This is a genomic window from Bacillus sp. MYb209 (assembly GCF_002975175.1).
In the GTDB taxonomy this organism is placed as follows: Bacteria; Bacillota; Bacilli; order Bacillales; family Bacillaceae_G; genus Bacillus_A.
Map to the genome: position 1 here is coordinate 204,611 of NZ_PCNZ01000005.1, position 25,478 is coordinate 230,088.

Here is a 25,478-nt window from a genome sequence, read left to right on the forward strand (position 1 = left end):
TTTTGACAGAAGTTTGACATTTGAACAAAAAAGAAAGCCACCTACCGGTAGCTTTCTTCTCAAAAGGAAAAATACCCTTATTTTTCTGTTACAGTTTTTAATTCTTCTAATAACTCTTCTACGTAGTGCTGTGCACTCTGTGCTGCAATACTACCATCGCCTGTTGCAGTTACAATTTGACGAAGCATTTTTTCACGAACATCACCAGCTGCGAAAATACCAGGAACTTTCGTTTCCATACGCTCGTTCGTTTCAACATAACCATTTTCATTTGTAATACCTAGCTCAACAAACGGTTTTGATAGTGGTAACATACCGATGTATATGAAAACGCCGTCAGTTTTAACTTCTTGTTCTTCTCCACTGTTTACATCTACAAGTGTTACGCTTCCTACTTTACCATTTGCATCGTTAATTTCTTTTATAGTGTGATTCCAAATGAAATCTACTTTCTCATTTTGGAAAGCACGATCTTGTAAAATTTTCTGTGCACGAAGAGTGTCACGACGGTGAACGATTGTTACTTTTGATGCGAAGCGTGTTAAGAACACACCCTCTTCAACAGCAGAATCTCCGCCGCCAATAACAACAAGTTCTTTCCCTTTAAAGAATGCACCATCACATACTGCACAATATGATACACCGCGGCCGCCAAGTTCTGTTTCACCTGGCACACCAATTTTTTTATACTCTGCACCGCTTGCAACGATAATTGCACGTGCTTTATATTCTTTTTTACCAGCAATAATTGTTTTGTACTCTTTACCATCGATGATTTCTTTCACATCACCGTATGCATATTCAGCACCAAATTTCTTCGCATGCTCAAACATTTTATTTGATAAGTCTGGTCCTAAAATAGACTCATAACCTGGATAGTTCTCTACATCTTCTGTATTTGCCATTTGTCCACCTGGAATACCACGCTCAAGCATCAGTGTGCTTAAATTCGCACGAGATGTATATACCGCAGCTGTCATACCAGCTGGTCCTGCACCAATAATAATGACATCATAAATTTTTTCTTCTGACACACTATTCACTCCCATTCATTCATACACATTAAGTTACCCTCATTATACTGTTAGCATCATTTTTTTCCCAATGATTTGCCTACCCTACGTATGCGTGCGCTTAACAGCCTGCACATACTTTCGTACAGTCGCTACAGATACATTATATACATCACCAAGCTCTGCCTGTGTCATCTTATTCCTTTGTTCGCCGCGCACAATGTATTCAATTGCCGCTGACCAACCGTACACATTTGTAAAAGTCGCTCCAGATGTATATAAACGTATGAACGTACAAAACCAAAAATTTAAACACTCTTCGATTAATTCATCGTCTTTTTTCGTATAATTGTATAATGCATCCGCGATTCGTACGCACTGTTCAAATTGCTGTAAATCAGCTGGGATGCTTTTATGACTATTAAGTAAAAAGAAATATTTTGCAAGTTGCGATACGATTGGAACACCATTTTTCGCTTGCGTTACATCAAAGAAGAATCCAACCTTCTCTGGTGTTGACAATTCATTCATTAAATATAAAGCTAGCATTTTCTCTTCTAGCGTCGTACTTTGCCGAAATGATTTTCGTAACTCTTCAAATAAAAGATTTTGTCCTTCATCTGCTAAATTCAGTGCATTCCACGGTTCTTTTCCTTTTTTATCAGGATGCAATTCTACAACATGTTGCCACATTTTTTCAGCTACTTGCTGTTCCTTCACCATATACGCAGAGTATGCAAACCAGTAATAAAAACTAACGTCTCCTTCGTACCCTTGACGCTTTAATACTTTGAACCATTTATATGCAGGTTCAAAATGGCCAATTGTTGCAAGCGTTGTTCCAAGTTTCAAACGATGCTCAAATGAAATTGGATATACCGAAACTAACTGCCCTGCTAATGACTCTACTTGCTTATGCTCTCCAATTGAATATAGAAAAATAAGCGTATTACAAAGCGCGTGCATATTACCAGGATTTTTCTCTAAAATCATTTCTGTTAACTTAAGCGCTTGATCCACATTACCTGATTGAAAATGTGCAATCGCTAAATTATTATGGCCCGACCAAAATTCTGGATATTCTTTCGTAACAACTTCTAGTGTAGCAATCGCCTCTTCTAATTGTCCGTTACGAATGTAGCGGTTCGCTTCTTCTTGCATAACAATTAGCTCATCTTCATCCTCAATCTCTTCCGCACCCATTGCTTCTTCTTCCATAATCTCAAGCAATTCTAATGTATCTTCTACAAATTCCTTCTCTTCCGCAACTTCTAAATATCGCTCTGCATACTTCTTCGCCTGTTGAAACAAGCCCATATATGCATAATTATTTGCAATAAAATAATAGCATTGCTCAAGTTCAGGATTGGATCTAACAAGCTTTAGAAATATCTGATTCGACTCTTGATATTCACCAGAGTCAGATAATGCTATTGCTAGTTGGCATAAAATAAACGGCTCCTTCTCGCTTTCTGCCGCTCTTCGAAAATATTTAATTGCATCTTGCAATTTTTGCCCTTTATAAGCCCTCATCCCTTTTTTATAAAAGAAGTCCGCTAACTGATTAAAAGAGATAACTTGTCCGCTCTCCTTATATATTCTTTGATTTTTCCCCATATATCCTCCAGTTTTTTGTTTTCTTCGTTCACACATTCTTCTATCTATAAGTATAAACGATTCCGTAAAAAACAAAACAGTATATTATAATCAATTATTTCCTTTTTATTCATAAAAAGAGAAGGGAAATGTTACATTTTTAACATCAACCTTCTCTAGTGGCCATTTCCTCTTTCGTATAAATAATACGCATCGGATTTCCGCCTACGAAAGCGCCGCCTGGTACATCTTTATGGACAAGTGTGCCTGCAGAAACGATAGCACCATCTCCAATCGTCACACCTGGTAAAACTGTCGTATTCGCTCCAATCATAACTCCATTCCCTATGACGATTTCTCCGAGTCGATACTCATGAATTAAATATTCATGCGCTAAAAGCGTTGTATTATAGCCGATAATTGAATTGTCTCCCACAGTAATCTTTTCTGGAAACATAATATCTGGCATTACCATAAGTGCAAACGACGTTTTCTTTCCTACTTCCATCCGTAAAAACGTGCGATATAACCAATTCTTCACGGATAAAAATGGCGTGTAACGTGCGATTTGGATGATAATAAAGTTTTTCATTACCTTCCAAAAAGAAACTGTTTTATACACATTCCACAATGAATTTTCTCCTAAAACAGGATAGCGCGTTGTCCGTCGCACTGAACTCTCTCCTCTACTTATATAAAGTGAAACTTTAACCGGTAGGAACTCTTTTCCCCACTGATTACTAACTCTCATCAATCAAGCATTTACAGGCAGGAATCATACTACCCGTTAATGCGAGACAAAATCGGTAGTAAATCACTCATTTTATCTAGCACATAATCTGGTTTATACGCTTCTAAATACGCTCTACCTTTCAATGTCCATGAAACCGCTACTGTTTTCGTACCTGCATTTTGTCCACCGACGATATCATGATGATTATCACCAACCATCAATGTTTCTTCTGGCTTTGCATCTAATAATTCGAGCGCTTTTTGAAGTGGTTCTGGATGTGGTTTCACATGTTCCACATCATCAATTGTCACGACAACATCAAAAAACTGATCAAGTTTTGAAAGCTTTAATCCCATTTCAACCGTCTGTCTCGCTTTCGTTGTAACGATGCCGACTTTATAACCTTGCTTCTTCAATTCTTGAACCGTTTCATATACAGTTTCATATTCTTCCACTAATTCATCATGATGCTCATGATTAAATTGGCGATAACATGTAATCATCTCTTCAACCTTGCTTGCATCAATCTTACTAAAAGTGTCATGCAAAGATGGACCGATAAATGGCAATACATCTTCACGCTTATACTGATTAGAATAATAGTGATTTAACGTATGTAAAAAAGAAGAGATAATAAGTTCATTTGTATTAATTAACGTTCCATCTAAATCAAATAACACTGTATTTATTTTCATCGTCCTTAATCCTTTCATTACCTGAATATGAAAGAAGCAGCATCTTATATAAGATGCTACTTTTCTCTAATTTTCTAAATATCTTTTATCAGCTTGCCCCATTTTTCGTCTCGCAATAATGAAAATGATAGAAATAACAACAATTCCAATAGACATTACTTGTGCAATACGAAGTGGTCCTAACATTAAACTATCTGTACGCAAACCTTCTACGAAGAAGCGTCCCACCGAATACCAAATTAAATATGTGAAGAATAATTCACCACGGCGTAAATTCACTTTTCGTAACGCGAGTAGTAAAATAACACCTGCAAAGTTCCATAATGATTCATATAAAAACGTTGGGTGATAATACACACCCTCAATGTACATTTGATTAATAATGAAATCCGGTAAATGAAGACCTTCTAAAAACTGTCTCGTTACTTCATCACCATGCGCCTCTTGGTTCATAAAGTTTCCCCATCGGCCAATTGCTTGTCCTAATAAAATACTCGGCGCAGCAATATCCGCTAACTTCCAGAATGAAAGCCCGCGTCGTTTCGCAAAAAGGATCCCTGTAATAACAGCCCCGATTAAACCACCATGAATCGCCAAACCACCTTGACGAATATTAATAATTTGACTCGGATTTTGCGAATAATATTCCCATTCAAAAATGACATAATACATTCTCGCAAAAAGAATGGCAATTGGTACTGCGATTAATACAAGGTCGATAAATGTATCTTTGTGAATACCAAGCCTTTCTCCCTCGCGAGTTGCTAGCCAAAGACCTAATAGCACACCTGTACCGATAATAACCCCATACCAATAAACAGGGAACGGTCCAAGTTGGACTGCTATACGGTCAAGCTGTGGTACAGAACCTAACAGCATATATATGACCTCCCTCTCCAGAGTCTACTCTTGATTTCCTAACTCAATCGCACTCATTAATCGTTCAGAGAACTGCTGTGCCGCATTGACTCCCATACGTTTTAATCTGAAGTTCATCGCTGCTACTTCAATAATAACAGCCAAGTTTCGACCAGGACGAACTGGAAGTGTAATCTTCGTAAGTTCTGTATCAATAATCTTCATCTTCTCTTCATCAAGACCTAAGCGATCATAATTTTTCTTTTGATCCCAAATTTCAAGATTAATAACAAGCGTAATACGTTTATAATTTCGTACTGCCCCTGCACCGAATAACGTCATTACGTTAATAATACCTAGACCACGAATTTCTAATAAGTGCTCAATTAAATCAGGTGAGCTCCCTACTAATGTATCTTCATCTTCTTGACGAATTTCTACGCTATCATCCGCAACTAGACGGTGACCACGCTTTACAAGTTCAAGCGCTGTCTCACTTTTCCCGACACCACTTTGGCCTGTAATTAAAACACCAACGCCATAAATATCTACTAACACACCATGAACAGCTGTTGTTGGCGCTAACTTACCTTCTAAATAATTTGTTAAACGACTTGATAATCTCGTCGTCGTTTGAGCAGAACGTAATAAAGGCACACCTGATTCACGTGATGCTTGTAATAACTCATCCGGTACATCTTGATTACGAGTTACAATAATACAAGGCGTCTCTTCAGTACAAAGCGCTTTCATTCTCTCTTGCTTTTGCTCTGTCGTTAACGTATCAAAGAACGTAAGCTCCGTTTTTCCAAGAAGCTGTACGCGATCAGCTGGATAATATGTAAAAAACCCTGCCATTTCAATTCCAGGTCGCGATAAATCACTCGTATCAATCGGACGATGAATCCCTTCTTCACCACTTACTAACTCCAATTGAAATTGTTCAATTAAATCTTTTGTCCTTACTTTCGGCATATGTATAAACCTCCACTCCGCTGCGGATTCAGTCTCATTTGATGTAAAATTCCATTCTATCGGATATTGTACCATTTTTTTCTGGAAACAAGAAACACGGTTTCTAATAAATAGAAAAAAACATTTCATATGAATCATGAAATGTTTTTCTTTTTGTCATTTTCTCTTTTTTTCATGTAATGGTTCAACAATTACTTTTTCAATTATCATATTAAAAATCGAAATACAAATTGCCGCAACAATCGCTACACCAAATCCAGATATATTAAAGGCGTCCCCTAATAATGAATCCGTCATCTTTAACGTAATCGCATTAATAACAATTAAGAAGAAACCGAAAGTTACAAGAGTAATCGGTAGCGTAATTAAAATTAAAAGTGGCTTTACAAATACGTTTAAAATTGCCAATATAATACTCGCAATAATTGCAGTTTGTATATTTGCTATGTAAAATGCGTCTGGTGCAACCCCTTTTAAAAGTCCGGATACAGCGATTAACACAACGCTATTTACAAGAAGTGATACAATCCATCTCATTTCCTTACACATCCTTTTAACATATATATTTCATCATACGCTAATAGATAATAAACGCAAGTATCATACAAATACTTATACCAACTTATTCTATTCTTCATGCTTGTATACCTACTAACGTAGCTTACCAGTTTTCCCTTGCGAAATACGGTCCGCACCATCTATGTTCATGAGTTTTCACAAAGGTCCAAGTAAAATCTTTATCTACAATATAGATATCACCTTTATACGCATCGTCTGTCTCCCGTAATATATCATCCATATGTAATAAACTCGCATCCTTTATTAACAGTACTTCATCACAATGTTGATAAAATACATAACAATCCTTTTTCACTTCATTATGAAACGCACCCTCTGCTTCTGTCCCTACTGAACACTTCTTTTTCTCATAACTAAATATGTGCCAAAGATAACCACATGCATACTTATCTCCATAAAAAAAATGTCTTCTTTTTCTTCATCGCTTAAATGATTTGCAAAACGATCTTCCCAGCGCTTCCGAAAATATACGCCCCACTTTTGAAACTCTCTAACCCTCATATTTTTCTTCCTTAATCCCTCTACAAACTCCATTTTCTCCCCCTATAAAACAAAAACCGAGCGTCATTTCCACTCGGTTTTCATTAACAACTTATTGTGATAACTCTACTTCTTTTATTTTCTCTTTCATTCTTGCTTTATCACGATCTAAAATCTCTTTTAAATACTTACCTGTGTACGAGCGTTCTTCTTTCACTACTTGTTCTGGCGTTCCAGAAGCAACGATTTGTCCGCCTTTGTCTCCGCCTTCTGGTCCAAGGTCAATGATATAATCAGCTGTTTTAATAACATCTAAATTATGCTCAATTACAAGTACCGTCTCGCCACTCTCAACAAGACGCTGCAACACTTCTAGAAGACGTGCAATATCATGTGCATGTAAGCCAGTCGTTGGCTCATCTAAAATGTATAACGTACGCCCTGTAGAACGACGGTGTAATTCAGAAGCTAATTTCACACGTTGCGCTTCACCACCTGATAACGTCGTAGCTGGTTGCCCTAATTTCATATAGCCAAGCCCTACATCTACAAGCGTTTGAAGTTTACGCTTAATTTTCGGGATATTAGCAAAGAACTCTACTCCATCTTCAATTGTCATCCCTAACACTTCAGAAATATTCTTATCTTTATATTTCACTTCTAACGTTTCACGATTATAACGTTTACCGTGACAAACTTCACACGGAACATACACGTCCGGTAAGAAATGCATTTCGATTTTAATAATTCCATCACCGCGGCACGCTTCACAACGGCCACCTTTTACGTTAAAGCTGAAGCGCCCTTTTTGATACCCACGTACTTTCGCTTCATTCGTTTGCGCAAATACATCACGAATATCATCAAATACACCCGTATATGTTGCTGGGTTGGAACGTGGTGTACGCCCGATTGGTGATTGATCAATATCAATAACTTTATCTAACTGCTCAAGACCTTTAATTTCTTTATGAGACCCTGGCTTCGCTTTCGCCTTATATAACTTTTGAGCTAATGATTTATATAGCACTTCATTAATTATCGTACTTTTTCCAGAGCCAGATACGCCTGTTACCGCTACAAATGTTCCTAGAGGGAATGACATTTTCGCATTCTTTAAGTTATTTTCTTTCGCACCGATAATCTCCACTTTACGTCCGTCACCTTTACGTCTCTCAAGTGGTACCGGAATAAACTCTTTACCGCTTAAATATTTCCCTGTTAATGAATTATCATCTTGCATAACTTCAGCTGGTGTACCCGCTGATACAACTTGACCACCATGAATACCTGCACCAGGTCCGATATCAAGTAAATAATCAGCAGCCATCATCGTATCTTCATCATGCTCAACAACGATTAACGTATTTCCTAAGTCACGCATTTCCTGCAATGTACGAATAAGACGATCATTATCACGCTGATGCAAACCGATAGAAGGCTCATCAAGAATGTAAAGTACACCCGTAAGACGAGAACCAATTTGTGTCGCTAAACGAATACGCTGCGCCTCACCACCGGATAAAGTTCCTGCGGCACGACTTAACGTTAAATAATCTAAACCGACGTTCACTAAGAACCCAACGCGCTCCTGAATTTCTCTTAAAATTAAATGAGCAATTTTCTGTTGTTTCTCCGTTAACTCAACAGTTGAGAAGAACTCCTGTACTTCTTGAACAGAATATTTCGTTACATCGGCAATCGTTTTATCACCAACGAAAACAGCTAAACTCTCAGGCTTTAAGCGTCCGCCTTTACACTTTGGACAAGCTTGCTCTGCCATATATTTCTCCATTTGCTCACGAATATAATCAGAACTCGTCTCACGATAACGACGCTCGATATTCGGAATAACACCTTCAAATAAAATCTCATTTTCCTTTACTTGACCAAATTCATTCACATAGCGGAAATAAACCTTCTCTTCCCCGCTTCCGTACAACACTTTATCAAATAAATCCTTCGGTATATCTTTCACCAGCATATCCATATCGATGCCGTAATGATTACACACAGATTTTAATAATTGCGGGTAATATTGTGAACTTGTCGGTTCCCAAGGAGCAATCGCATGTTCATTTAATGATACATCCCAGTTCGGAATAACAAGTTCTAAATCTACCTCTAACTTCGAGCCAAGTCCGTCACAAGAAGGACACGCGCCGAATGGACTATTGAACGAGAACATACGCGGCTCTAATTCTCCGATTGAAAAACCACAATGTGGACAAGCATGATGTTCACTAAATAGAAGTTCTTCCTCTCCCATTACATCGATTAAAACTCGGCCCCCACCAAGCTTTAAAGCACTTTCGAGTGAATCTGCAAGTCGGCTTGCAATTCCTTCTTTCACAACAATACGGTCAATAACAACTTCAATTGAATGCTTCTTATTTTTTTCTAAAGTAATCTCTTCAGATACATCCAGCATCTCTCCATCAACGCGCACACGAACATAACCTTGCTTCTTAATATCTTCTAATACTTTCACATGCGTACCTTTACGCCCTGACACGATAGGCGCTAGCACTTGCAACTTCGTACGTTCAGGATATTCAAGAACACGGTCTACCATCTGTTCCACTGTTTGTGATGTAATTTCAATTCCATGATTCGGACAAATCGGCGTACCAATTCGCGCGAATAATAAACGTAAATAATCATAAATCTCTGTTACCGTTCCAACCGTTGAACGAGGATTACGACTCGTCGTTTTTTGATCAATTGAAATCGCTGGAGATAAACCTTCAATCGTATCAACATCCGGCTTATCCATTTGCCCTAAAAACTGGCGTGCATACGCGGATAAAGATTCCACGTATCTACGCTGCCCTTCTGCATAAATCGTATCGAATGCTAACGATGATTTCCCTGAACCAGACAATCCCGTCACAACAACAAGCTGATTTCTCGGAATGGTTACGTCAATATTTTTTAAATTATGCGCTCTAGCACCTTTTACAACAATAAAATCTTTACTCACTCTTTTCACCCTTCCGCTTTTAATTCTAGTAGTAAATCTCTTAATTCAGCTGCACGCTCGAAATCTAACGCTTTTGCTGCTTCCTTCATCTCTGCTTCCATCTTCGCAATTGTATTTTCACGTTCTTTTTTCGTCATCTTCTTAGCTGGTGCTGCTTCATATGTTTCCGTATCCTCAGCTGCTGTTGTCGCACGAATAGCGTCACGTACTCCTTTTTGAATCGTCTTCGGCGTAATACCATGCTCTTTATTGTAAGCTTCTTGCAACTGGCGACGACGCTGCGTTTCTTCAATCGCAATTCCCATTGATCTCGTTATGCGATCTGCGTACATAATAACGCGGCCGTTTTCATTACGTGCCGCACGACCAATTGTTTGAATTAATGAACGCTCTGAACGCAGGAATCCTTCCTTATCAGCATCTAAAATAGCTACAAGTGATACTTCCGGAATATCTAATCCTTCTCGTAATAAGTTAATACCGACAAGTACATCAAACTTACCTAGGCGAAGGTCACGAATAATTTCAATACGTTCTAACGTTTTAATTTCAGAGTGAAGATAGTTCACTTTAATTCCTACATCTTTTAAGTAATCTGTTAAATCCTCTGACATTTTTTTCGTTAAAGTCGTAATTAATACACGTTCATTTTTCGCAATCCGGTCATGGATTTCTCCTAATAGATCATCTATTTGTCCTTCAATTGGTCGTATATCAATTGGTGGATCTAAAAGCCCTGTTGGACGAATAATTTGTTCTACTACTTCCGGTGACTGCTCTAACTCGTACGGTCCTGGCGTTGCCGAAACGTAAATAACTTGATTCGTTTTCTCTTCAAACTCATCAAACGTGAGCGGTCTATTATCTAAAGCTGATGGCAGACGGAATCCATGCTCCACAAGCACTTGCTTACGTGCTTGGTCCCCGTTATACATCGCTCTTACTTGCGGAACCGATACGTGCGACTCATCCATAACAATTAAGAAATCCTCTGGAAAATAGTCCAAAAGTGTATATGGTGTTGAACCTGCTGGACGAAGTGTTAAATGACGGGAATAGTTTTCAATCCCTGAACAAAAACCCATCTCACGCATCATTTCTAAATCATAACGTGTTCGCTGCTCTATACGCTGCGCTTCTAACAATTTACCATTATCATTTAATTCTTTTAAACGCGCTTCTAATTCTTTTTCTATATTTTCAATGGCGACCTTCAACTTTTCTTCACGTGTAACGAAGTGAGATGCCGGGAAGATTGCTACATGATCACGTTCTGCTAATACTTCACCCGTTAATGCATTTACTTCTCGAATACGATCTATTTCATCCCCGAAAAATTCAATTCGAATACAATGCTCGTCAAGGGATGCGGGGAAGATTTCAACTACATCTCCGCGCACACGGAATGTACCACGCTTGAAATCAATATCATTACGGCCATACTGTACATCAACAAGTTCACGAAGCAATTGATTACGGTCCTTTTCCATACCAACCCGAAGTGAAACAACTAACTCGCGGTATTCTTCCGGAGAACCTAAACCGTATATGCACGACACACTCGCAACGATAATAACATCATCTCGTTCAAATAAGGAAGACGTTGCCGAGTGGCGTAATTTATCAATTTCATCGTTAATTTGCGCATCTTTTTCAATAAACGTATCCGTATGTGGTACGTACGCTTCCGGCTGATAATAATCGTAATAACTAACAAAATACTCCACAGAATTGTTAGGAAAAAAATCTTTCAGCTCACTATATAACTGTCCTGCTAACGTTTTATTATGAGCCATTACAAGTGTTGGCTTCTGCACCTCTTTAATGACATTTGAAATCGTAAATGTCTTACCCGTTCCTGTTGCTCCAAGCAACACTTGCTTTTTCTTTCCACTATTAATTCCCTCTACAAGCTTCTCTATCGCTCCCGGCTGATCACCTTGCGGGGAATACTCTGAGATAATTTCAAATTGATGTTCCAAGTGAAATCCGACCTCCTCATAAAAAATCTGTATTATTATTTTAACACGAATGCCTATAAAAAACCTAAAAAAAACGAACAGATATTCGGTAAAATTTTCGACAATATATACATAAAAAAGGAAGGAGTAAACACTCCCTTCCTCTCTCTAATTTATTTTAATGGCACATCTAACAAATCATATCCATTTCGTCCGTCTTCATTCATACAATCTATCAACCTATACCTTATATCCACTTCACGAACTTCTTTGACTATTCTTTTACAACTATCAGACTGAACACCTTTATTATCACCTGCGAATTCATCTCGTCTATTATCTAAAATATGACGTATCTCTTTTCCACTATGTTCTAACGTTTGAAAGATTGGATCGCCTTCATGTGTATAATTTACAATCCTTATTTCATCAACTTTTCCTTGTTCAACGTTCAAAACGAACTTTTCAAATTTGTATAGATTAGAAATTCCTGTCCTTTTCGCAACGATATCATCCTTCTCATCAACTGTACTGCTAGATTGTGAACATGCTACTAAACTGAAGAAGAAAACACATATGAAACTCGCTCTTTTTCCTATTGTCATCCTCTCCTATTCAAACTATTTGTATACACAATTAAAAAGTTCTATACTCTCTTTTACCGAACCTTTTATCAAGAAAAAACTACTCTCATCTTATGAAAGTAGTCTCTCTTTTACCTTTCTCCTTCTTCGGAAAAATCACATATGAAAATGAAATTGCAGTATCCGCTAAAAGAATAATAGCCCACACTTGGCTTACACGGCTTGCTGCTTTATTTAAAACGATTCCTGACTCTAACCAATTCCCCCACTGTTCTACTGGAATAAGCCCATACATGAAGAAAAAGAATATATGAACAGCAACAAACAAAATAAGATGTAAAACCCAATTTTTCATTTCCTGCTTCGCATGCGCCCTACCTGTTACTTCAAGTGGTTCTTCGATAATAGGCGCCGGTTCATTCCGCCACTTCGCAACTAGTTTTTGTACATATATATCTAGCTTCTTCAAATCCTTTTTCCCGTAAAAGACAGCATACAATAATATAATTACAGTAATGATTTGAAAATTAGAGAACTTCCCTGTTTGATAGTAGTCCACTACTCCTAAAGTTAAAATAAACACTTCATTTACGAGTAGCACAATCCCCATAATAAAACTCGCCTTTTTCAAGCGAAATCCATACCTTAGTAAAAAGAATCCGATAGCCGATAACCAAAATACAATCTCTGCCCCAATTAAAAAATACCAACGATATTCTGCGAGTATACTCATTTATCCCTCTCCCTTTCGTCATATATACGAAAAGCCTCATCCATATATAATAGAAGCTCTTCCTCAATTGGATACATACTCATTTTCTGTGAATCTTCTTTTGACTTTCTCACTTCCCACAATTTATCTAAAAATGCTTCATCACCATTTGCCATCTCTAAACACTTCAGCATTAATTTCTTCGTTGCCCCTTGTACTTCATCATTTGTTGCTTCCTTACCGTCTTTCATAAAGTTACGTAATTGTTTTAATAAATTTACCCACTCTAATACATTCGGATCTTCCTCACTCATATTTGGTAAATTATGAAGTAAATCTTGCTCTTCCTTTGAAAACAGTTCATTTTGGAATATTTCACGTATACGAGGAGACTGCTTCGAAAGCTGAATGAGTTCAAACATAACTTTCCAATCCAGTTCTTCCTCCACATCTACCGAATAAACAACGGCTTGTAAAACACGTTCCATTCGATTGAATTTCTTTTGTTCTTCCTGTACAAATCTAAGTTGCTTTTCAAGCGAGTCTTTTAAGTTAAGTTCACCTTTTACTAACATATTCGTAATCTCTTTTAATGAAAAACCCATTTCTTTTAAAAATAAAATTTGCTGCAAACGAACAACATCTCTCTCGCTATATAACCGATGTCCTCCATCCGTTTTCCTACTCGGCTTTAATAAATCGATTTGATCATAATAACGTAACGTCCTTACTGTAACCCCTGTTTCCCTCGTTAGTTCTTGAATTGAAATCAACTCCATCACCTCTTCTTCTTCATTATAAAAGGTGACGTAACGTAACTTTCAAGTAGTTTGTAAAAAAAATACAAAAAGCTGTTTATACCTTTTTGTATAAACAGCCTTTATGGAAATAACACCTTTTGTATAGCACGCCCACACGATAATATAATCGCTCCAACAACAACAACAACAACAACAACAACACCCACTGCTGTTTTATGATAATACGCTGAAATTAACAAATAGTACGATAAGCCTACAGTGTCAAATATAATACATACACTTGGCACTGGATTACGAGAATAATTTTGTATTCCCCAAAATAAAGCAAATATAGCTGTAGCAACGCATAATATCGGTAATCCCATTCCGCTTCCCCTTTATCTATCTATTTACTAGTCTTTGTTGCTAATACACTCGTTGACGCCATACTAATTAATAAACCAAAAATAACTACATATAATAGTTCATTCACATTTACAAGTTGTTTATCTAAATATTTATTCATACAAAGATACACGATAAAAAACAGAAAGAAACCTACCATACAAACCATAAAATATTGCTGCATTTTTTTCATGATTCTCTCATCTAATGCAGGTACGCCTTCTTCTTTCCATCGCTTTCGCTCCTTATACTCAGACACAGCGTATAAACTAATAAGGGCTACATTTGAAATCAATATCGCTTCCCACGAAATATTTAAAATGACTAAACTTGTATTTAAAATAAGCCCCGCTAAAGATAAGCTTCCTATAAACCTCATAACTTCTTGCTTATTCATGCATTATCGGCCTCTTTCTTATTTCTAAATTTCCACTTGGGCCAATAATTCACACCGTAATATACAAACTGTCCCGCAACAAATAGAACAAAAGGTGTTCCAGCACTTCCGTAAACAATTAAATTGTACAGACTCCATATAGCCAAACTAATCACGAAAAATAACCCTACATATTTAAACGCTTTATCTGATTGAAATCTCTCAAACTCATCTTGCATTTTCATTCCTCCTATCGCTATGCTCGTTTTCCCACCATTACTTCTATGATGAGACTACCAGCAAATAAGAAACTACATACAGTGAATATTTCTGGCGTAGGTATGACATCTCTGCCTACGACTTTGCTCGCACCAATGTAAACAATGAGAAGGATAAATGCGAATATAAATGAGACATTTACATACTTTTTTATATTTTCATTTACTCGCTCATCTATCTCTGGCAGTTCTTCTTTTTTGTACTTATGTTTTTTATAATACGTATACACTGTTAAAAGTAGAATTGCTAAAATGTTACTAACTATTAGCGATAACATCGGTATGGATGGATCCATAATACGAACCAAAACGTCCCCTCCACATAATCCTAAGACAGTAGCGATATACAACTTTTTAGTATCGTTCATTTTCTCTCCCCTTACTCCAGCGTAAATATTTCTTCTACCTTCATTCCAAAATATTTGGCGATTTTTAGGGATAACTCTAGACTCGGGTTATAGTGGTGGTTCTCAATCGCCACGATTGTCTGCCGCGTCACTTGCATCGCCTTTGCCATTTCAATTTGCGTTATATGATGTTGTTTTCGTAATTCCTTAATTTTATTTTTCACACCCATAGGATCCACCTTCGAAAGTAAAGATATCTTTACTATAATTATAAATATTTTCCAAATACAAGTGAAGATATCTTTACAAAAAAAGGTAAAAAAAGAGACATCCATAAGATGCCTCTTTGCTACTACATAAATCCTAATGCATATACAAGAATGTATCCAAGTACCGAAAGGCAAACCGAGCCAATTAGCCCTGCCACGAATGCCCTACTTCCTAATTTGCGGAACGTTTTAAACTCTACATTTAAACCTAGCCCTGCCATCGCCATTGCAATAAGCATGTACGCAATTACTACAATGTATCCGGCAACAACTTCTGGGATAACCCCAAGCGAATGCACCGCACTCATTGCTAAAAATCCGAAGATGAACCAAGGAATTGGAAGGTCGCGCCACGATCTTTTTTCCTTGCTTCCCTCGCTCTTACCAAACCATAATCCAATTAAAATCGCTACTGGCACAAGCATCGCTACGCGCGTTAATTTCACAATAACTGCGATGTCTACAGCCGTGCTACCTCCTGGCGCCGCCGCAGCGATAACATGAGCGATTTCGTGCAATGTCGCACCTGAGAACACCCCGTAACCGTAGGGTGAGAAGCCAAGCACTGGGTATAATAGCGTATAAATAAGTGTAAATATTGTACCTAAAATTGCAATAATCGCTGCCCCAACTGCCGTTTCTTCATCTTTCGCTTTCACTTGCGGTGCAATCGCGACGACTGCGGCCGCACCACAAATCGCCGTTCCGCACGCCGTTAAAATTCCAAGTTTCTTTTCTACTTTAAATACTTTCGTTAGTCCATATACAACGAAAATTGTAAATGTAATAACAACCGCTGCGATGATTAATACTTTCGGCCCCGCCTTCGCAATATCTACAAGATTTAACCGCATTCCAAGTAAGATGATCCCAAAGCGTAGCAACTTCTTACTCGCAAAGTTCGTTCCCGCTATCGCTTCTTGAGGAATCCCGATTGCCGCGCGCCAAACCATCCCGATTAGAATAGCGATTACTAATTGTCCCATAATATTTAAAAATGGAAGCTCTGCTAAATATTTCGCGGCGATTGCGATTAATAACGTAATCCCAATACCTTGCGAAAATCCAAAGCCCTTCTTCTTTTGTATAACAAGTGTTTGTTCCACTTTGTACCACCCCAATAATCGTATTGGAACATGCATGTTCTTTCTAGTTACATTATAAGAGAGTTTTAATAATAAGTTTAATATCAATATTGAATCCCTATCATCAGAAATACTTATGATAAAATGAAAACAAAAATAAAGGGGCCTAACAAATGAACGTCGACATTTTAAAAATCTTTGTTACTGTCGTTGAACAAAAACATTTTTCGCGTGCTGCGGAACTATTAAACCTTTCACAACCCGGCGTTAGTATGCACATTCGCAACCTGGAAAATGAATTTGGGACTACACTTATTCAGCGCTCCCCAAAGCACGTCCAAGTTACGGAAGCTGGAAACATTTTATACATACACGCAAAGCAAATGCTCTCACTTTATGAAGATGCGAAGCAAGAAATTAATGAATTGCACAACGTCGTAACGGGAACGCTGCGGATCGGTGCTAGCTTTACAATTGGCGAATACTTACTTCCAAAAATATTAGCGCACTATGCTAATGAAAACCCACACGTCGAAGTTCATACATTCATCTCCAATACAGAAGAAGTTTTGCAAAGCATTCGCTCTAATCAAATTGATATCGGCTTAGTGGAAGGCCAAGTCGTATACACCGATATAGATGTTGAAACTTTTATGCAAGATGAGATGAAGCTTGTCGTCCCGCCAAACCATCCATTGCTCCATACTGAGGAAATAAATGAAAATACTCTCCAAGATCAAGTCTGGGTATTAAGGGAGAGCGGTTCTGGCACACGTGCCTATAGCGATCGCTTTATACACCAACATCATTTAAAAATGAAACGCTTCTTTACATTCAGCAGTATTCAAAGCGTGAAGGAAGCCGTCGCTGCCGGGCTTGGCATCGCTATACTTTCCGATTGGACTGTTCGAAAAGAACTGTTGGCAAAAGAAATATTCCACGTCCCTGTTCCGGACGAAAAGCTAATCCGCCCATTCTCCATCGTGCGCGGCAAATATTTCATCCCGTCTAAAGCCATTCAAGTGTTTTTAAATCATGTGGATTCTTTTGCGAAAAAGCAGAGTTGACCTTTACATTAGTGTGAAGGTTTACAATACATGTAGAAGGAGTGAGATGCAGTGCGAATTGGGGAGTTATCAAAAGAAACTGGGGTTAGCGAAAGGTCACTAAGACATTACGAAGAAAAGGGATTACTCCCTTCGAAACGCCTCACAAATGGCTACCGTGATTTTGATGAAAGTGCCATCGAAAAAGTAGAACTTATTCAAATGTACTTACAGCTTGGCTTAAATTTAGAAGAGACCGCGAGAATGCTGCGTTGCCTTGAAATCGAATCACATCTATACGCAAATCCATGCAGTAGTATTCTTGCACTTTACGAAGATAAACTATGTGAAGTTACGAAACAAATCGAATTGCTCTCTAGTATTCAAGCCAATTTGCAAAAACACGTTTCACTCCTAAAACAAGCAAAAGAAAAGGGATGATTACATGTTCGTCATACACGGCAGTTCAAGACAAAACGGGAACACTGAAACTCTAACACATATGATGATTGATGGAATTGAAACAGAACAAATTTACTTGCGTGATCATATCGTCCATCCTATTACAGACCAACGTCATGATGCAGAAGGATTTCAACCTGTAAATGATGACTATCAACAGTTAATCGAGCGCATGCTAGAGCACGACACGATTATCTTCGCTACACCGCTATACTGGTACGGAATGAGCGGCCACATGAAGAACTTCGTTGATCGCTGGTCACAAAGCTTACGCGATACATCTCTTCATTTCAAAGAGAAAATGAAAGGTAAAAAAATGTACGTTGTCATCGTTGGCGGAGACAATCCAAAGTTGAAGGCATTACCACTTATCGCCCAGTTTCAATATATCTTTGATTTTGTTGGTTCATCATTTGAAGGGTATATTATTGGGGATGCGAACGGGCTAAATGAAATCCATAATGATACGGAAACACTCGCAAAAGCACAACTGTACAACAACAATTTTAAAAATACCCTCGGGAAATAAAATTATATCAACGATTCGATACAGAATATCGACTTATCAACAATATTCGAAACAACAACTGCAACACTAATAGCAAAACAAAAAGCCGTGCACCAGCACGGCTTTTCACTTTATATACGGACAGCAGTCCCGCTCACAGCAACCATTAGCATCCCTTCGCGAACTACTTCATAGTCCACGTCGATACCAACAATTGCGTTCGCATTTTTTTGTCTTGCGAGAGTTTTCATCTCTTCCATTGCAATGTCGCGCGCTTCTTTTAATTTACTTTCGTAAGCGCCTGAGCGACCACCGACAACGTCGCGGACAGAAGCGAAAAGGTCACGCACGATATTCGCCCCCATAATTGCTTCTCCATTGACGATATCGATATAATCCATAATTTCTTTCCCTTGAATTGTAGAAGTTGTTGTTACAATCATGCTTTATAGCCTCCCATATAAGATTTTCACTTACTTATGGTGCACTAATTCAGCAGAAATTATATTTACGAACTAAACTGTGCCTCATATAATCGGCTATACCCTCCGCCCCGCTCAATCAATTCATCATGTGAACCTTGTTCTGCAATACCGTCTTTATTTACAACGACGATGCGATCTGCATTTTTAATAGTTGCAAGCCTGTGAGCGATAACTAATGTTGTACGGCCGACAGATAGTTCTGCAAGTGATTTTTGGATAGCAAGTTCTGTCTCTGTATCTAGCGCAGAAGTTGCTTCATCTAAAACTAAAATTGGCGGGTTCTTCAAGAACATACGGGCAATTGCTAAGCGCTGCTTTTGTCCTCCTGAAAGTTTCACACCACGCTCACCAATAACTGTCTCTAAACCGTCTGGTTGCGAGTAAATTAAGTCCTCCAACTGGGCACGTTTTACCGCCTGCCAAATTTCAGCTTCTGAAGCTTTTAAGTTTCCGTAAGCGATATTTTCACGAATTGTTCCTGAGAACAAGAAAACATCTTGCTGCACAATTCCGATTTGTTTCCGAAGTGACGATAGCGTCATCTCTTTCGTATCAATGCCATCAATTTGAATCGATCCAGATGAGTGTTCATAAAAACGCGGTAATAAACTACATAGTGTTGTTTTCCCTGCCCCTGATGGCCCGACGAAAGCAACTGTTTCACCTGCATGTATTTTCAAACTAATATCTTTTAAAATCGGCTCTTTATTTTCATATCCGAATGTGATGTTATTGTATTGAATATCACCGTGTACATGTTTAACTTCGATTGCATCTTTAGAATCTACAATATCCGGCTCTGTTTCCAGAAGTTCTACATATCTTTTAAAACCAGCGATTCCTTTCGGATAACTTTCAATAACCGCATTAATTTTTTCAATTGGGCGGAAGAAAATATTCGTTAATAAAACGAATCCAATAAATCCACCGTACGTTAATTCACCTTGCAGAACAAACCATGTACCACATATTAATACAAAGAGTGTTACAAGACGCATCAGCATATAACTAATAGATGAATTTAACGCCATAATTTTATACGCCATTAATTTTGTTGTACGGAAACGAGCATTGTTTACAGCAAATTGCTCTTTCTCAAACTTTTCATTTCCGAATGCTTGTACAACGCGGATACCACCAACATTGTTCTCGATACATGCATTGAAATCAGCAACGTCTGAGAATAAACGTCTAAACGTACCTGTCATTTTTTTATTGAAGTAAAGTGCCAACCATAATAAGAATGGAATTACGAAGAATGTTAGAAGTGCTAACTTCCAGTTAATCATCATCATAAATGAAAATGCTCCGACTAAAGTCATAATGGCAATGAATAAATCTTCTGGTCCATGGTGAGCAATTTCCCCAATTTCCATTAAATCGTTTGTAAGACGTGAAATTAAATGACCTGTTTTATTATTATCAAAAAATCTGAATGATAGCTTTTGAATGTGATCAAATAATTTCTGTCTCATATCAGTTTCAATGTTAATACCAAGCATATGTCCCCAATATGTAACGACATATTGCAAACCTGCATTTAACACGTAAACTGCGAATAAACCGAAACAAGCCCATAAAATAAGCGTCCAGTTTTGCCCTGGTAATAACTTATCAATAAATTGATTTACGATAAGCGGGAAACCAAGTTCGAGTAAGCCTGCGATAACTGCACAGGAAAAATCAAGTATGAATAAACCTTTATACGGTTTATAGTAAGAAAAAAATTTACGTAGCATATCTTTCCTCCCTTTTCCAAATTAAAAGACTCTCTAAATGATAACCATTATCAAATAATTATTCAAGTTATCCGTCTATGAAACTAAAAAAACCTTCATCTGTGTTTGATGAAGGTTTCCATTTTATTTTATATAGCTTCCGAATCCCACTCATGCTCTTGCTGGACAAACACAACACCTAATTCATGATGTCCCCCGGCGTATAATGCTGTTTGAGCAAGACGAAGCTCACCATTTGTATCTACTACTTCTAATTTACAAAATGCTCCTGTCGTCTTCGTTTGAAGCGCGTCATAAAACTCTTCGGTACTTCTTGGAATGATTCCATTTACTTTCGTAATAACTTCTCCAGGCTTTAAATTCATCTCCGCCCCGATTGTATTCGGAATTGTATCTAACACAACAAGTCCATCATTACGTGCTGCAAAGTATGCTGGTCTTTTCTCGTCTGCAATTTTCTCTTGCATCGAGATCGTAAAGCGCCCAAGCATTGCGACTCCCATCGCGATAATTGCGAGTACGTGCCACCAGTAACTTGCGACACCTAAAACGAGTACGAGCCCTGCTAATCCATAGACACGTCTTCCTGTAAATAATAAAGCTTCCGTCGGCTCATAACTTCTAACCTTTCTCATAAATCCAATTAAAAATGGAACGAGGAATAAAGAGTATGTAGTCGAACCTATTGAAACGACAGGCCACCAAGAAATAAATCCTGTCACCGCGTCTCCTGGTATAAGAATAAATACTGGCACAAGCCATAAACGATTTGATTCATGTAGTCCAATTCGTAGCCCACGCTTACCTTTGTTAATTTTCGGCGTAGAATAGCGAACTGCATTTTTAGAGATTAATAACCCCTCTACAACGAGCATAACGCCTAATAAAATAGCAAGGGATACAATCGTACCCTCTTCACCTTCTCCAAGCTGTAAGAAGGAAACTGGCATCTTAGACGATAACAACACGAGTACAATAGCGATTCCGAAAGTATAAGCTACAGATAAATATCGATACATAGCAGTTAATCCGAATAATAACGTCCAAAGTAAAATTGCCCATAAACTCGCTTTTGAAACAACAAGCCCAAGCCCAACCGTAATAATAGATACGATTAATCCGTACCCAATACCTGCAAATAGAGTTGTTCGTAGTTCAAACCAAATATCATATACTTTAAAAGAAAAATCTTTTCGTTCTCGTAATATACGTAAGTATCCAACGAAGATACTACTAATTAAAAATACATAGACAGCAGGGTGTAAGAAAAAACGTCCAACTGCTCGTAGTATTTCAAAAAGCCATGCCTCCACGAATTCATTCACCACCATTTATATCATTTTTTCTTTTTATCTTATCATAACTAAAGAAATGTTTGTTTAACACATAAAAAAAATACAGGCATCAAAGTGCCTGTATTCTTTCTTATTTCGCTATTAATTTCAATGCCGTCTGTAATTGTAAATCATTTTCTCCAGAACGGATTTTTTCAATGATTTTAGTTTGAATCACTTCAGCTGTCTTTTTATCAAGTTGTCCTGTTGCTTCCATCTCATTCGCATTTTGGAATGCTTTTAGTGCTGATTCTGTCTCTTTGCTAAAGTATCCATCTTCACGTCCTGGTACATATCCTAAGCTCTTAAGCATTTCTTGCGCGTGTTTTACTTGTACATCATTTGAATTGTATGAAAGTGTCTTTTCAATTTGAATTGGCGTCGCATGATAATAATCTGGTTGCTTTACTTCTACAGTTGGCGCGATTCCTTTTTTATGAATCCAATTGCCATCTGGTGTTAACCATTTAAACATTGTTAATTTAATGTTGCTGCCATCTTTAAATGGAACAGCTTGTTGGACAGTACCTTTACCAAACGTTTTTTCACCAATTAAATCGTATCCTTCTCCCTCTTTCAGCGCACCCGCTAAAATCTCTGAAGCAGAAGCACTTCCATTATCAATTAATACTGAAATTGGATATGACTTTCTTTCTTTCAGTTCCGTAGAGAATTTCTTCTTCTCACCATTTCGCTGTTCTACTTGTAGCATTGGCTTTTTATCTGTCATGATGTCTCCTAGTATTTCTTCTACACTATTTAAATAGCCACCAGGATTACCACGTACGTCAATAACTAAGCCTGCTATATGTTTCTTCTCTAACTCTTTTAACTGATCCTTAAATTCTTTCGCAGTATTTTCAGCGAAAGAAGTAATTTGCATATAACCGATGTCTTTTCCACTCTCTTGCTTTACGGAACTAAATACAGTGAAAATCGGAATCTTTTCACGCTTAATTTTAAATTCTATCGGATCAGCCACTCCTGCGCGCTTAATTTCAATTGCAACAGTCGTTCCTTTTTTACCACGAATTTTTAATACTGCTTCTTCACGTGATAAATCTTTCACACTATTTCCATCTACAGATAAAATTTGGTCATTCGGTTTAATTCCTATCTTTTCTGCTGGTGAGCCTTTAATTGGCGATACGATAATAAGCTTACCGTCCGTCTTGTTCACTTCAGCTCCAATCCCTTCAAGTTCAGGATCCAGTGACTGACTAAACTGTTTTGCCGTTTCTTTATCCATATACGTGGAATAAGGGTCCTTCAGCGTAGACAACATTCCCTGTATCGCACCTTCGACTAATTTGTCGTCTTTCACGTCTTCCACATAACGTGAATCGATTAGTGCATACGCCTCATTAATCTTTGCCAAATTCCCTTGCGCTGTGCCAGCATTACCATTCGATACTGTTTGCGTTACATACGCTGGGTTTATCCCAAACCAGTACATACCACCAAACATCCCGCCAGCACCAATTAAAAATGCAACAACCATTCCAATAATTGCAACTCTACGTTTCAATGCGGAATTCCCCTTTCCAGAACACACAGGTGGTGTAGCAAAAGGCATCACACGATGTGTGATGCCTTTACCTATTTCTACTATATGATAAGCTTGTACGAATTATGTTTGCAACTTTTTATACTTTTAAGAAGCGACGAATTGACATTACACTTCCCCACATACCGATTAATGCACCGATTAACACTAATAAACCAGCTAATTGGAATACGAATGGGTTGTATGGTAGAAGCTCGAAAATTGTTCCGCCAAGTTTTTCATTAAACACACCTTGCAATGAATTATATATAACTAAAATTAGGCCAATTGGAATAATTGATCCTAATACTCCTAGGAATAATCCCTCTAACAAGAACGGCCAACGAATAAACCAGTTTGTTGCACCAACAAGTTTCATAATTTCAATCTCAGTACTACGAGCATAAATTGTAATTTTAATTGTGTTAGAGATTAAGAACATCGCTGTGAATAGAAGACCAGCAATTAACGCAATCCCGATGTTACGACCAGTTTTTACAGTATCAAATAATTTTTCAACTTGACCTTTACCGTATTGAACATTACTTACAAACTGCATTTTCTCAATCTTTTTTGCAATTGTTGCCGTATCTGTTGGTTCTTTCGCCTTTACAATAAATACATCTTTCAGTGGGTTATCTTGCTCAAATAACTCGAACGTTTTTCCACTATCGCCTAAGCTTTTAATTAAACGTTTCAACTCTTCTTCTTTAGAAGAATATTTAATAGAATCTACTTTCGCAATTTTACTCATATCTTCTTCTAATTTCTTTTGATCAGCTTCTTTTGCTGCTGGATCAATATGCACACGAATTTCTACATCTTGCTCTACTTTCGTCGCGAAATGGTTCATATTCATAATCGCTGCCAAAAAGACACCTACAAGTAATAATGTAACTGTTACTGCACTTACAGAAGCAAATGTCATCCATCCGTTACGGGATAGATTTTTCACACCTTCTCGCAAATGTCGACTAAGGGTTTTAGCCTTCATATCCGTATCCTCCCTCAATCTCGTCTCGAACAATTCTTCCGCCTTCAATTGCAATTACACGATGACGAATTGTATTTACGATATCTGCGTTATGTGTCGCCATAACAATCGTTGTACCACGCTCATTAATACGTTTAAAAATATTCATAATATCAAGCGCTGTTTCAATATCTAAGTTACCTGTTGGCTCATCTGCAATTACAACCTTTGGTCTATTTACAATCGCTCTTGCAATCGCCACACGTTGTTGCTCTCCGCCTGAAAGTTCGCTTGGAAGTGCATCTGCACGATCATCTAGACCTACAAGACCTAACACTTCTGTAACACGTTCACGAATTGCATCTGGTTCTTCTTCAATTACTTCTAAAGCAAACGCAACATTCTCATATATCGTTAATTTAGGTAGCAATTTAAAATCTTGGAAAATTACGCCTAATTGACGACGGAAATATGGAACATCTCTTTCTGCTAATGTTTCAATTACAAGTCCATTTACATTAATTGATCCTGTAGATGGCTTCTCTTCACGATACATCATTTTAATAAATGTAGATTTTCCGGCTCCACTCGGTCCAACTACGTATACGAATTCACCTTGTTTAATGTTAACTGTGAGACCAGCAATGGCTTTCATACCATTTGGGTACTCCTTATAAACATTCGTCATTTTTATCATTATTTATCACCCAATACTT

27 protein-coding genes and 1 pseudogene are annotated in these 25,478 nt (G+C 37.8%); 3 read left to right on the plus strand and 25 right to left on the minus strand.

The annotated features are described in order from the left end of the window. Positions 1-77 precede the first annotated feature (77 nt). From trxB to CQZ94_RS12385, 19 genes and pseudogenes are all read right to left on the minus strand, one after another. Complete coding sequence (trxB, locus tag CQZ94_RS12295) at positions 78-1,034, minus strand: thioredoxin-disulfide reductase (protein WP_142395820.1); 957 nt, start codon at positions 1,032-1,034, stop codon at positions 78-80. A gap of 84 nt (positions 1,035-1,118) precedes the next feature. Then, on the minus strand, positions 1,119-2,630 hold the full coding sequence (locus tag CQZ94_RS12300; protein WP_105585603.1) for a tetratricopeptide repeat protein: 1,512 nt from the start codon (positions 2,628-2,630) through the stop codon (positions 1,119-1,121). Between the two features lie 145 nt (positions 2,631-2,775). Further along, the gene (locus tag CQZ94_RS12305) at positions 2,776-3,282 is read right to left on the minus strand and encodes an acyltransferase (RefSeq protein ID WP_105585604.1); all 507 of its coding nucleotides are present in this window, start codon (positions 3,280-3,282) and stop codon (positions 2,776-2,778) included. Positions 3,283-3,389: 107 nt separating this feature from the next. After that, positions 3,390-4,037 carry a pyrophosphatase PpaX gene (gene ppaX, locus CQZ94_RS12310; protein WP_105585605.1) on the minus strand — a complete coding sequence of 216 codons (648 nt, stop codon included), beginning with the start codon at positions 4,035-4,037 and terminating at the stop codon, positions 3,390-3,392. 66 nt (positions 4,038-4,103) lie between these two features. After that, positions 4,104-4,916 (minus strand): prolipoprotein diacylglyceryl transferase, encoded by an 813-nt coding sequence (gene lgt / locus CQZ94_RS12315; RefSeq protein ID WP_105585606.1) that lies wholly within the window; start codon positions 4,914-4,916, stop codon positions 4,104-4,106. A 24-nt stretch (positions 4,917-4,940) separates the two neighbouring features. Next, the gene (gene hprK / locus CQZ94_RS12320; RefSeq protein WP_002016091.1) at positions 4,941-5,870 is read right to left on the minus strand and encodes an HPr(Ser) kinase/phosphatase; all 930 of its coding nucleotides are present in this window, start codon (positions 5,868-5,870) and stop codon (positions 4,941-4,943) included. Positions 5,871-6,026: 156 nt separating this feature from the next. After that, the gene (locus CQZ94_RS12325; protein WP_002089574.1) at positions 6,027-6,407 is read right to left on the minus strand and encodes a phage holin family protein; all 381 of its coding nucleotides are present in this window, start codon (positions 6,405-6,407) and stop codon (positions 6,027-6,029) included. A gap of 124 nt (positions 6,408-6,531) precedes the next feature. Next, positions 6,532-6,983, minus strand: a pseudogene (locus tag CQZ94_RS12330) (DUF4275 family protein). 58 nt (positions 6,984-7,041) lie between these two features. Next, entirely contained in the window at positions 7,042-9,912 is a 2,871-nt protein-coding gene (uvrA, locus tag CQZ94_RS12335) for an excinuclease ABC subunit UvrA (RefSeq protein ID WP_105585607.1), read from the minus strand. Between the two features lie 5 nt (positions 9,913-9,917). Beyond that, on the minus strand, positions 9,918-11,894 hold the full coding sequence (uvrB, locus tag CQZ94_RS12340) for an excinuclease ABC subunit B (protein WP_105585608.1): 1,977 nt from the start codon (positions 11,892-11,894) through the stop codon (positions 9,918-9,920). A gap of 152 nt (positions 11,895-12,046) precedes the next feature. After that, positions 12,047-12,478, minus strand: coding sequence for a DUF4362 domain-containing protein (locus tag CQZ94_RS12345; RefSeq protein ID WP_105585609.1), 432 nt, complete (start codon positions 12,476-12,478; stop codon positions 12,047-12,049). Positions 12,479-12,563: 85 nt separating this feature from the next. Further along, positions 12,564-13,190: a hypothetical protein gene (locus CQZ94_RS12350; RefSeq protein WP_105585610.1), complete on the minus strand. Its 627-nt coding sequence runs from the start codon at positions 13,188-13,190 to the stop codon at positions 12,564-12,566. Beyond that, entirely contained in the window at positions 13,187-13,948 is a 762-nt protein-coding gene (locus tag CQZ94_RS12355) for a MerR family transcriptional regulator (RefSeq protein ID WP_142395821.1), read from the minus strand. Before CQZ94_RS12355 ends, CQZ94_RS12350 begins: the two co-directional genes overlap by 4 nt. 101 nt (positions 13,949-14,049) lie before the next feature. After that, positions 14,050-14,295 (minus strand): hypothetical protein, encoded by a 246-nt coding sequence (locus CQZ94_RS12360; protein ID WP_105585612.1) that lies wholly within the window; start codon positions 14,293-14,295, stop codon positions 14,050-14,052. Between the two features lie 20 nt (positions 14,296-14,315). Continuing rightward, positions 14,316-14,711 carry an ATPase gene (locus CQZ94_RS12365; RefSeq protein WP_105585613.1) on the minus strand — a complete coding sequence of 132 codons (396 nt, stop codon included), beginning with the start codon at positions 14,709-14,711 and terminating at the stop codon, positions 14,316-14,318. Further along, entirely contained in the window at positions 14,708-14,929 is a 222-nt protein-coding gene (locus CQZ94_RS12370; protein ID WP_105585614.1) for a hypothetical protein, read from the minus strand. The genes CQZ94_RS12365 and CQZ94_RS12370 overlap by 4 nt, the downstream gene beginning before the upstream one ends. A 17-nt stretch (positions 14,930-14,946) precedes the next feature. Next, positions 14,947-15,336, minus strand: a complete 390-nt coding sequence (locus CQZ94_RS12375; RefSeq protein ID WP_105585615.1) for a hypothetical protein — start codon at positions 15,334-15,336, stop codon at positions 14,947-14,949. A gap of 11 nt (positions 15,337-15,347) precedes the next feature. After that, on the minus strand, positions 15,348-15,545 hold the full coding sequence (locus tag CQZ94_RS12380; RefSeq protein ID WP_002016109.1) for a helix-turn-helix transcriptional regulator: 198 nt from the start codon (positions 15,543-15,545) through the stop codon (positions 15,348-15,350). A 122-nt stretch (positions 15,546-15,667) separates the two neighbouring features. Further along, entirely contained in the window at positions 15,668-16,690 is a 1,023-nt protein-coding gene (locus CQZ94_RS12385; RefSeq protein ID WP_142395822.1) for a YeiH family protein, read from the minus strand. 152 nt (positions 16,691-16,842) lie between these two features. On the opposite strand from CQZ94_RS12385, the gene CQZ94_RS12390 reads away from it, so the two are divergent. Genes CQZ94_RS12390 through CQZ94_RS12400 form a run of 3 tightly spaced genes read left to right on the plus strand, consistent with a single transcriptional unit; the run spans position 16,843 to position 18,706 of the window. Then, the gene (locus CQZ94_RS12390) at positions 16,843-17,736 is read left to right on the plus strand and encodes a LysR family transcriptional regulator (RefSeq protein ID WP_105585616.1); all 894 of its coding nucleotides are present in this window, start codon (positions 16,843-16,845) and stop codon (positions 17,734-17,736) included. Between the two features lie 51 nt (positions 17,737-17,787). Beyond that, complete coding sequence (locus CQZ94_RS12395; RefSeq protein ID WP_105585617.1) at positions 17,788-18,156, plus strand: MerR family transcriptional regulator; 369 nt, start codon at positions 17,788-17,790, stop codon at positions 18,154-18,156. A gap of 4 nt (positions 18,157-18,160) precedes the next feature. Then, complete coding sequence (locus tag CQZ94_RS12400) at positions 18,161-18,706, plus strand: flavodoxin family protein (protein ID WP_105585618.1); 546 nt, start codon at positions 18,161-18,163, stop codon at positions 18,704-18,706. Positions 18,707-18,816: 110 nt separating this feature from the next. Here CQZ94_RS12400 and CQZ94_RS12405 read toward each other — a convergent pair whose 3' ends face one another. From CQZ94_RS12405 to ftsE, 6 genes are all read right to left on the minus strand, one after another. Continuing rightward, complete coding sequence (locus tag CQZ94_RS12405; RefSeq protein ID WP_105585619.1) at positions 18,817-19,128, minus strand: YbjQ family protein; 312 nt, start codon at positions 19,126-19,128, stop codon at positions 18,817-18,819. A gap of 65 nt (positions 19,129-19,193) precedes the next feature. Next, positions 19,194-20,909, minus strand: a complete 1,716-nt coding sequence (locus CQZ94_RS12410) for an ABC transporter ATP-binding protein (protein ID WP_105585620.1) — start codon at positions 20,907-20,909, stop codon at positions 19,194-19,196. Between the two features lie 128 nt (positions 20,910-21,037). Further along, positions 21,038-22,222 carry a PDZ domain-containing protein gene (locus CQZ94_RS12415; RefSeq protein WP_181149483.1) on the minus strand — a complete coding sequence of 395 codons (1,185 nt, stop codon included), beginning with the start codon at positions 22,220-22,222 and terminating at the stop codon, positions 21,038-21,040. A 112-nt stretch (positions 22,223-22,334) separates the two neighbouring features. Beyond that, the gene (locus CQZ94_RS12420; RefSeq protein ID WP_105585622.1) at positions 22,335-23,771 is read right to left on the minus strand and encodes a S41 family peptidase; all 1,437 of its coding nucleotides are present in this window, start codon (positions 23,769-23,771) and stop codon (positions 22,335-22,337) included. 118 nt (positions 23,772-23,889) lie between these two features. Beyond that, positions 23,890-24,783: a permease-like cell division protein FtsX gene (gene ftsX / locus CQZ94_RS12425; protein ID WP_105585623.1), complete on the minus strand. Its 894-nt coding sequence runs from the start codon at positions 24,781-24,783 to the stop codon at positions 23,890-23,892. Then, positions 24,773-25,459: a cell division ATP-binding protein FtsE gene (ftsE, locus tag CQZ94_RS12430; protein ID WP_105585624.1), complete on the minus strand. Its 687-nt coding sequence runs from the start codon at positions 25,457-25,459 to the stop codon at positions 24,773-24,775. Before ftsE ends, ftsX begins: the two co-directional genes overlap by 11 nt. Positions 25,460-25,478 lie beyond the last annotated feature (19 nt).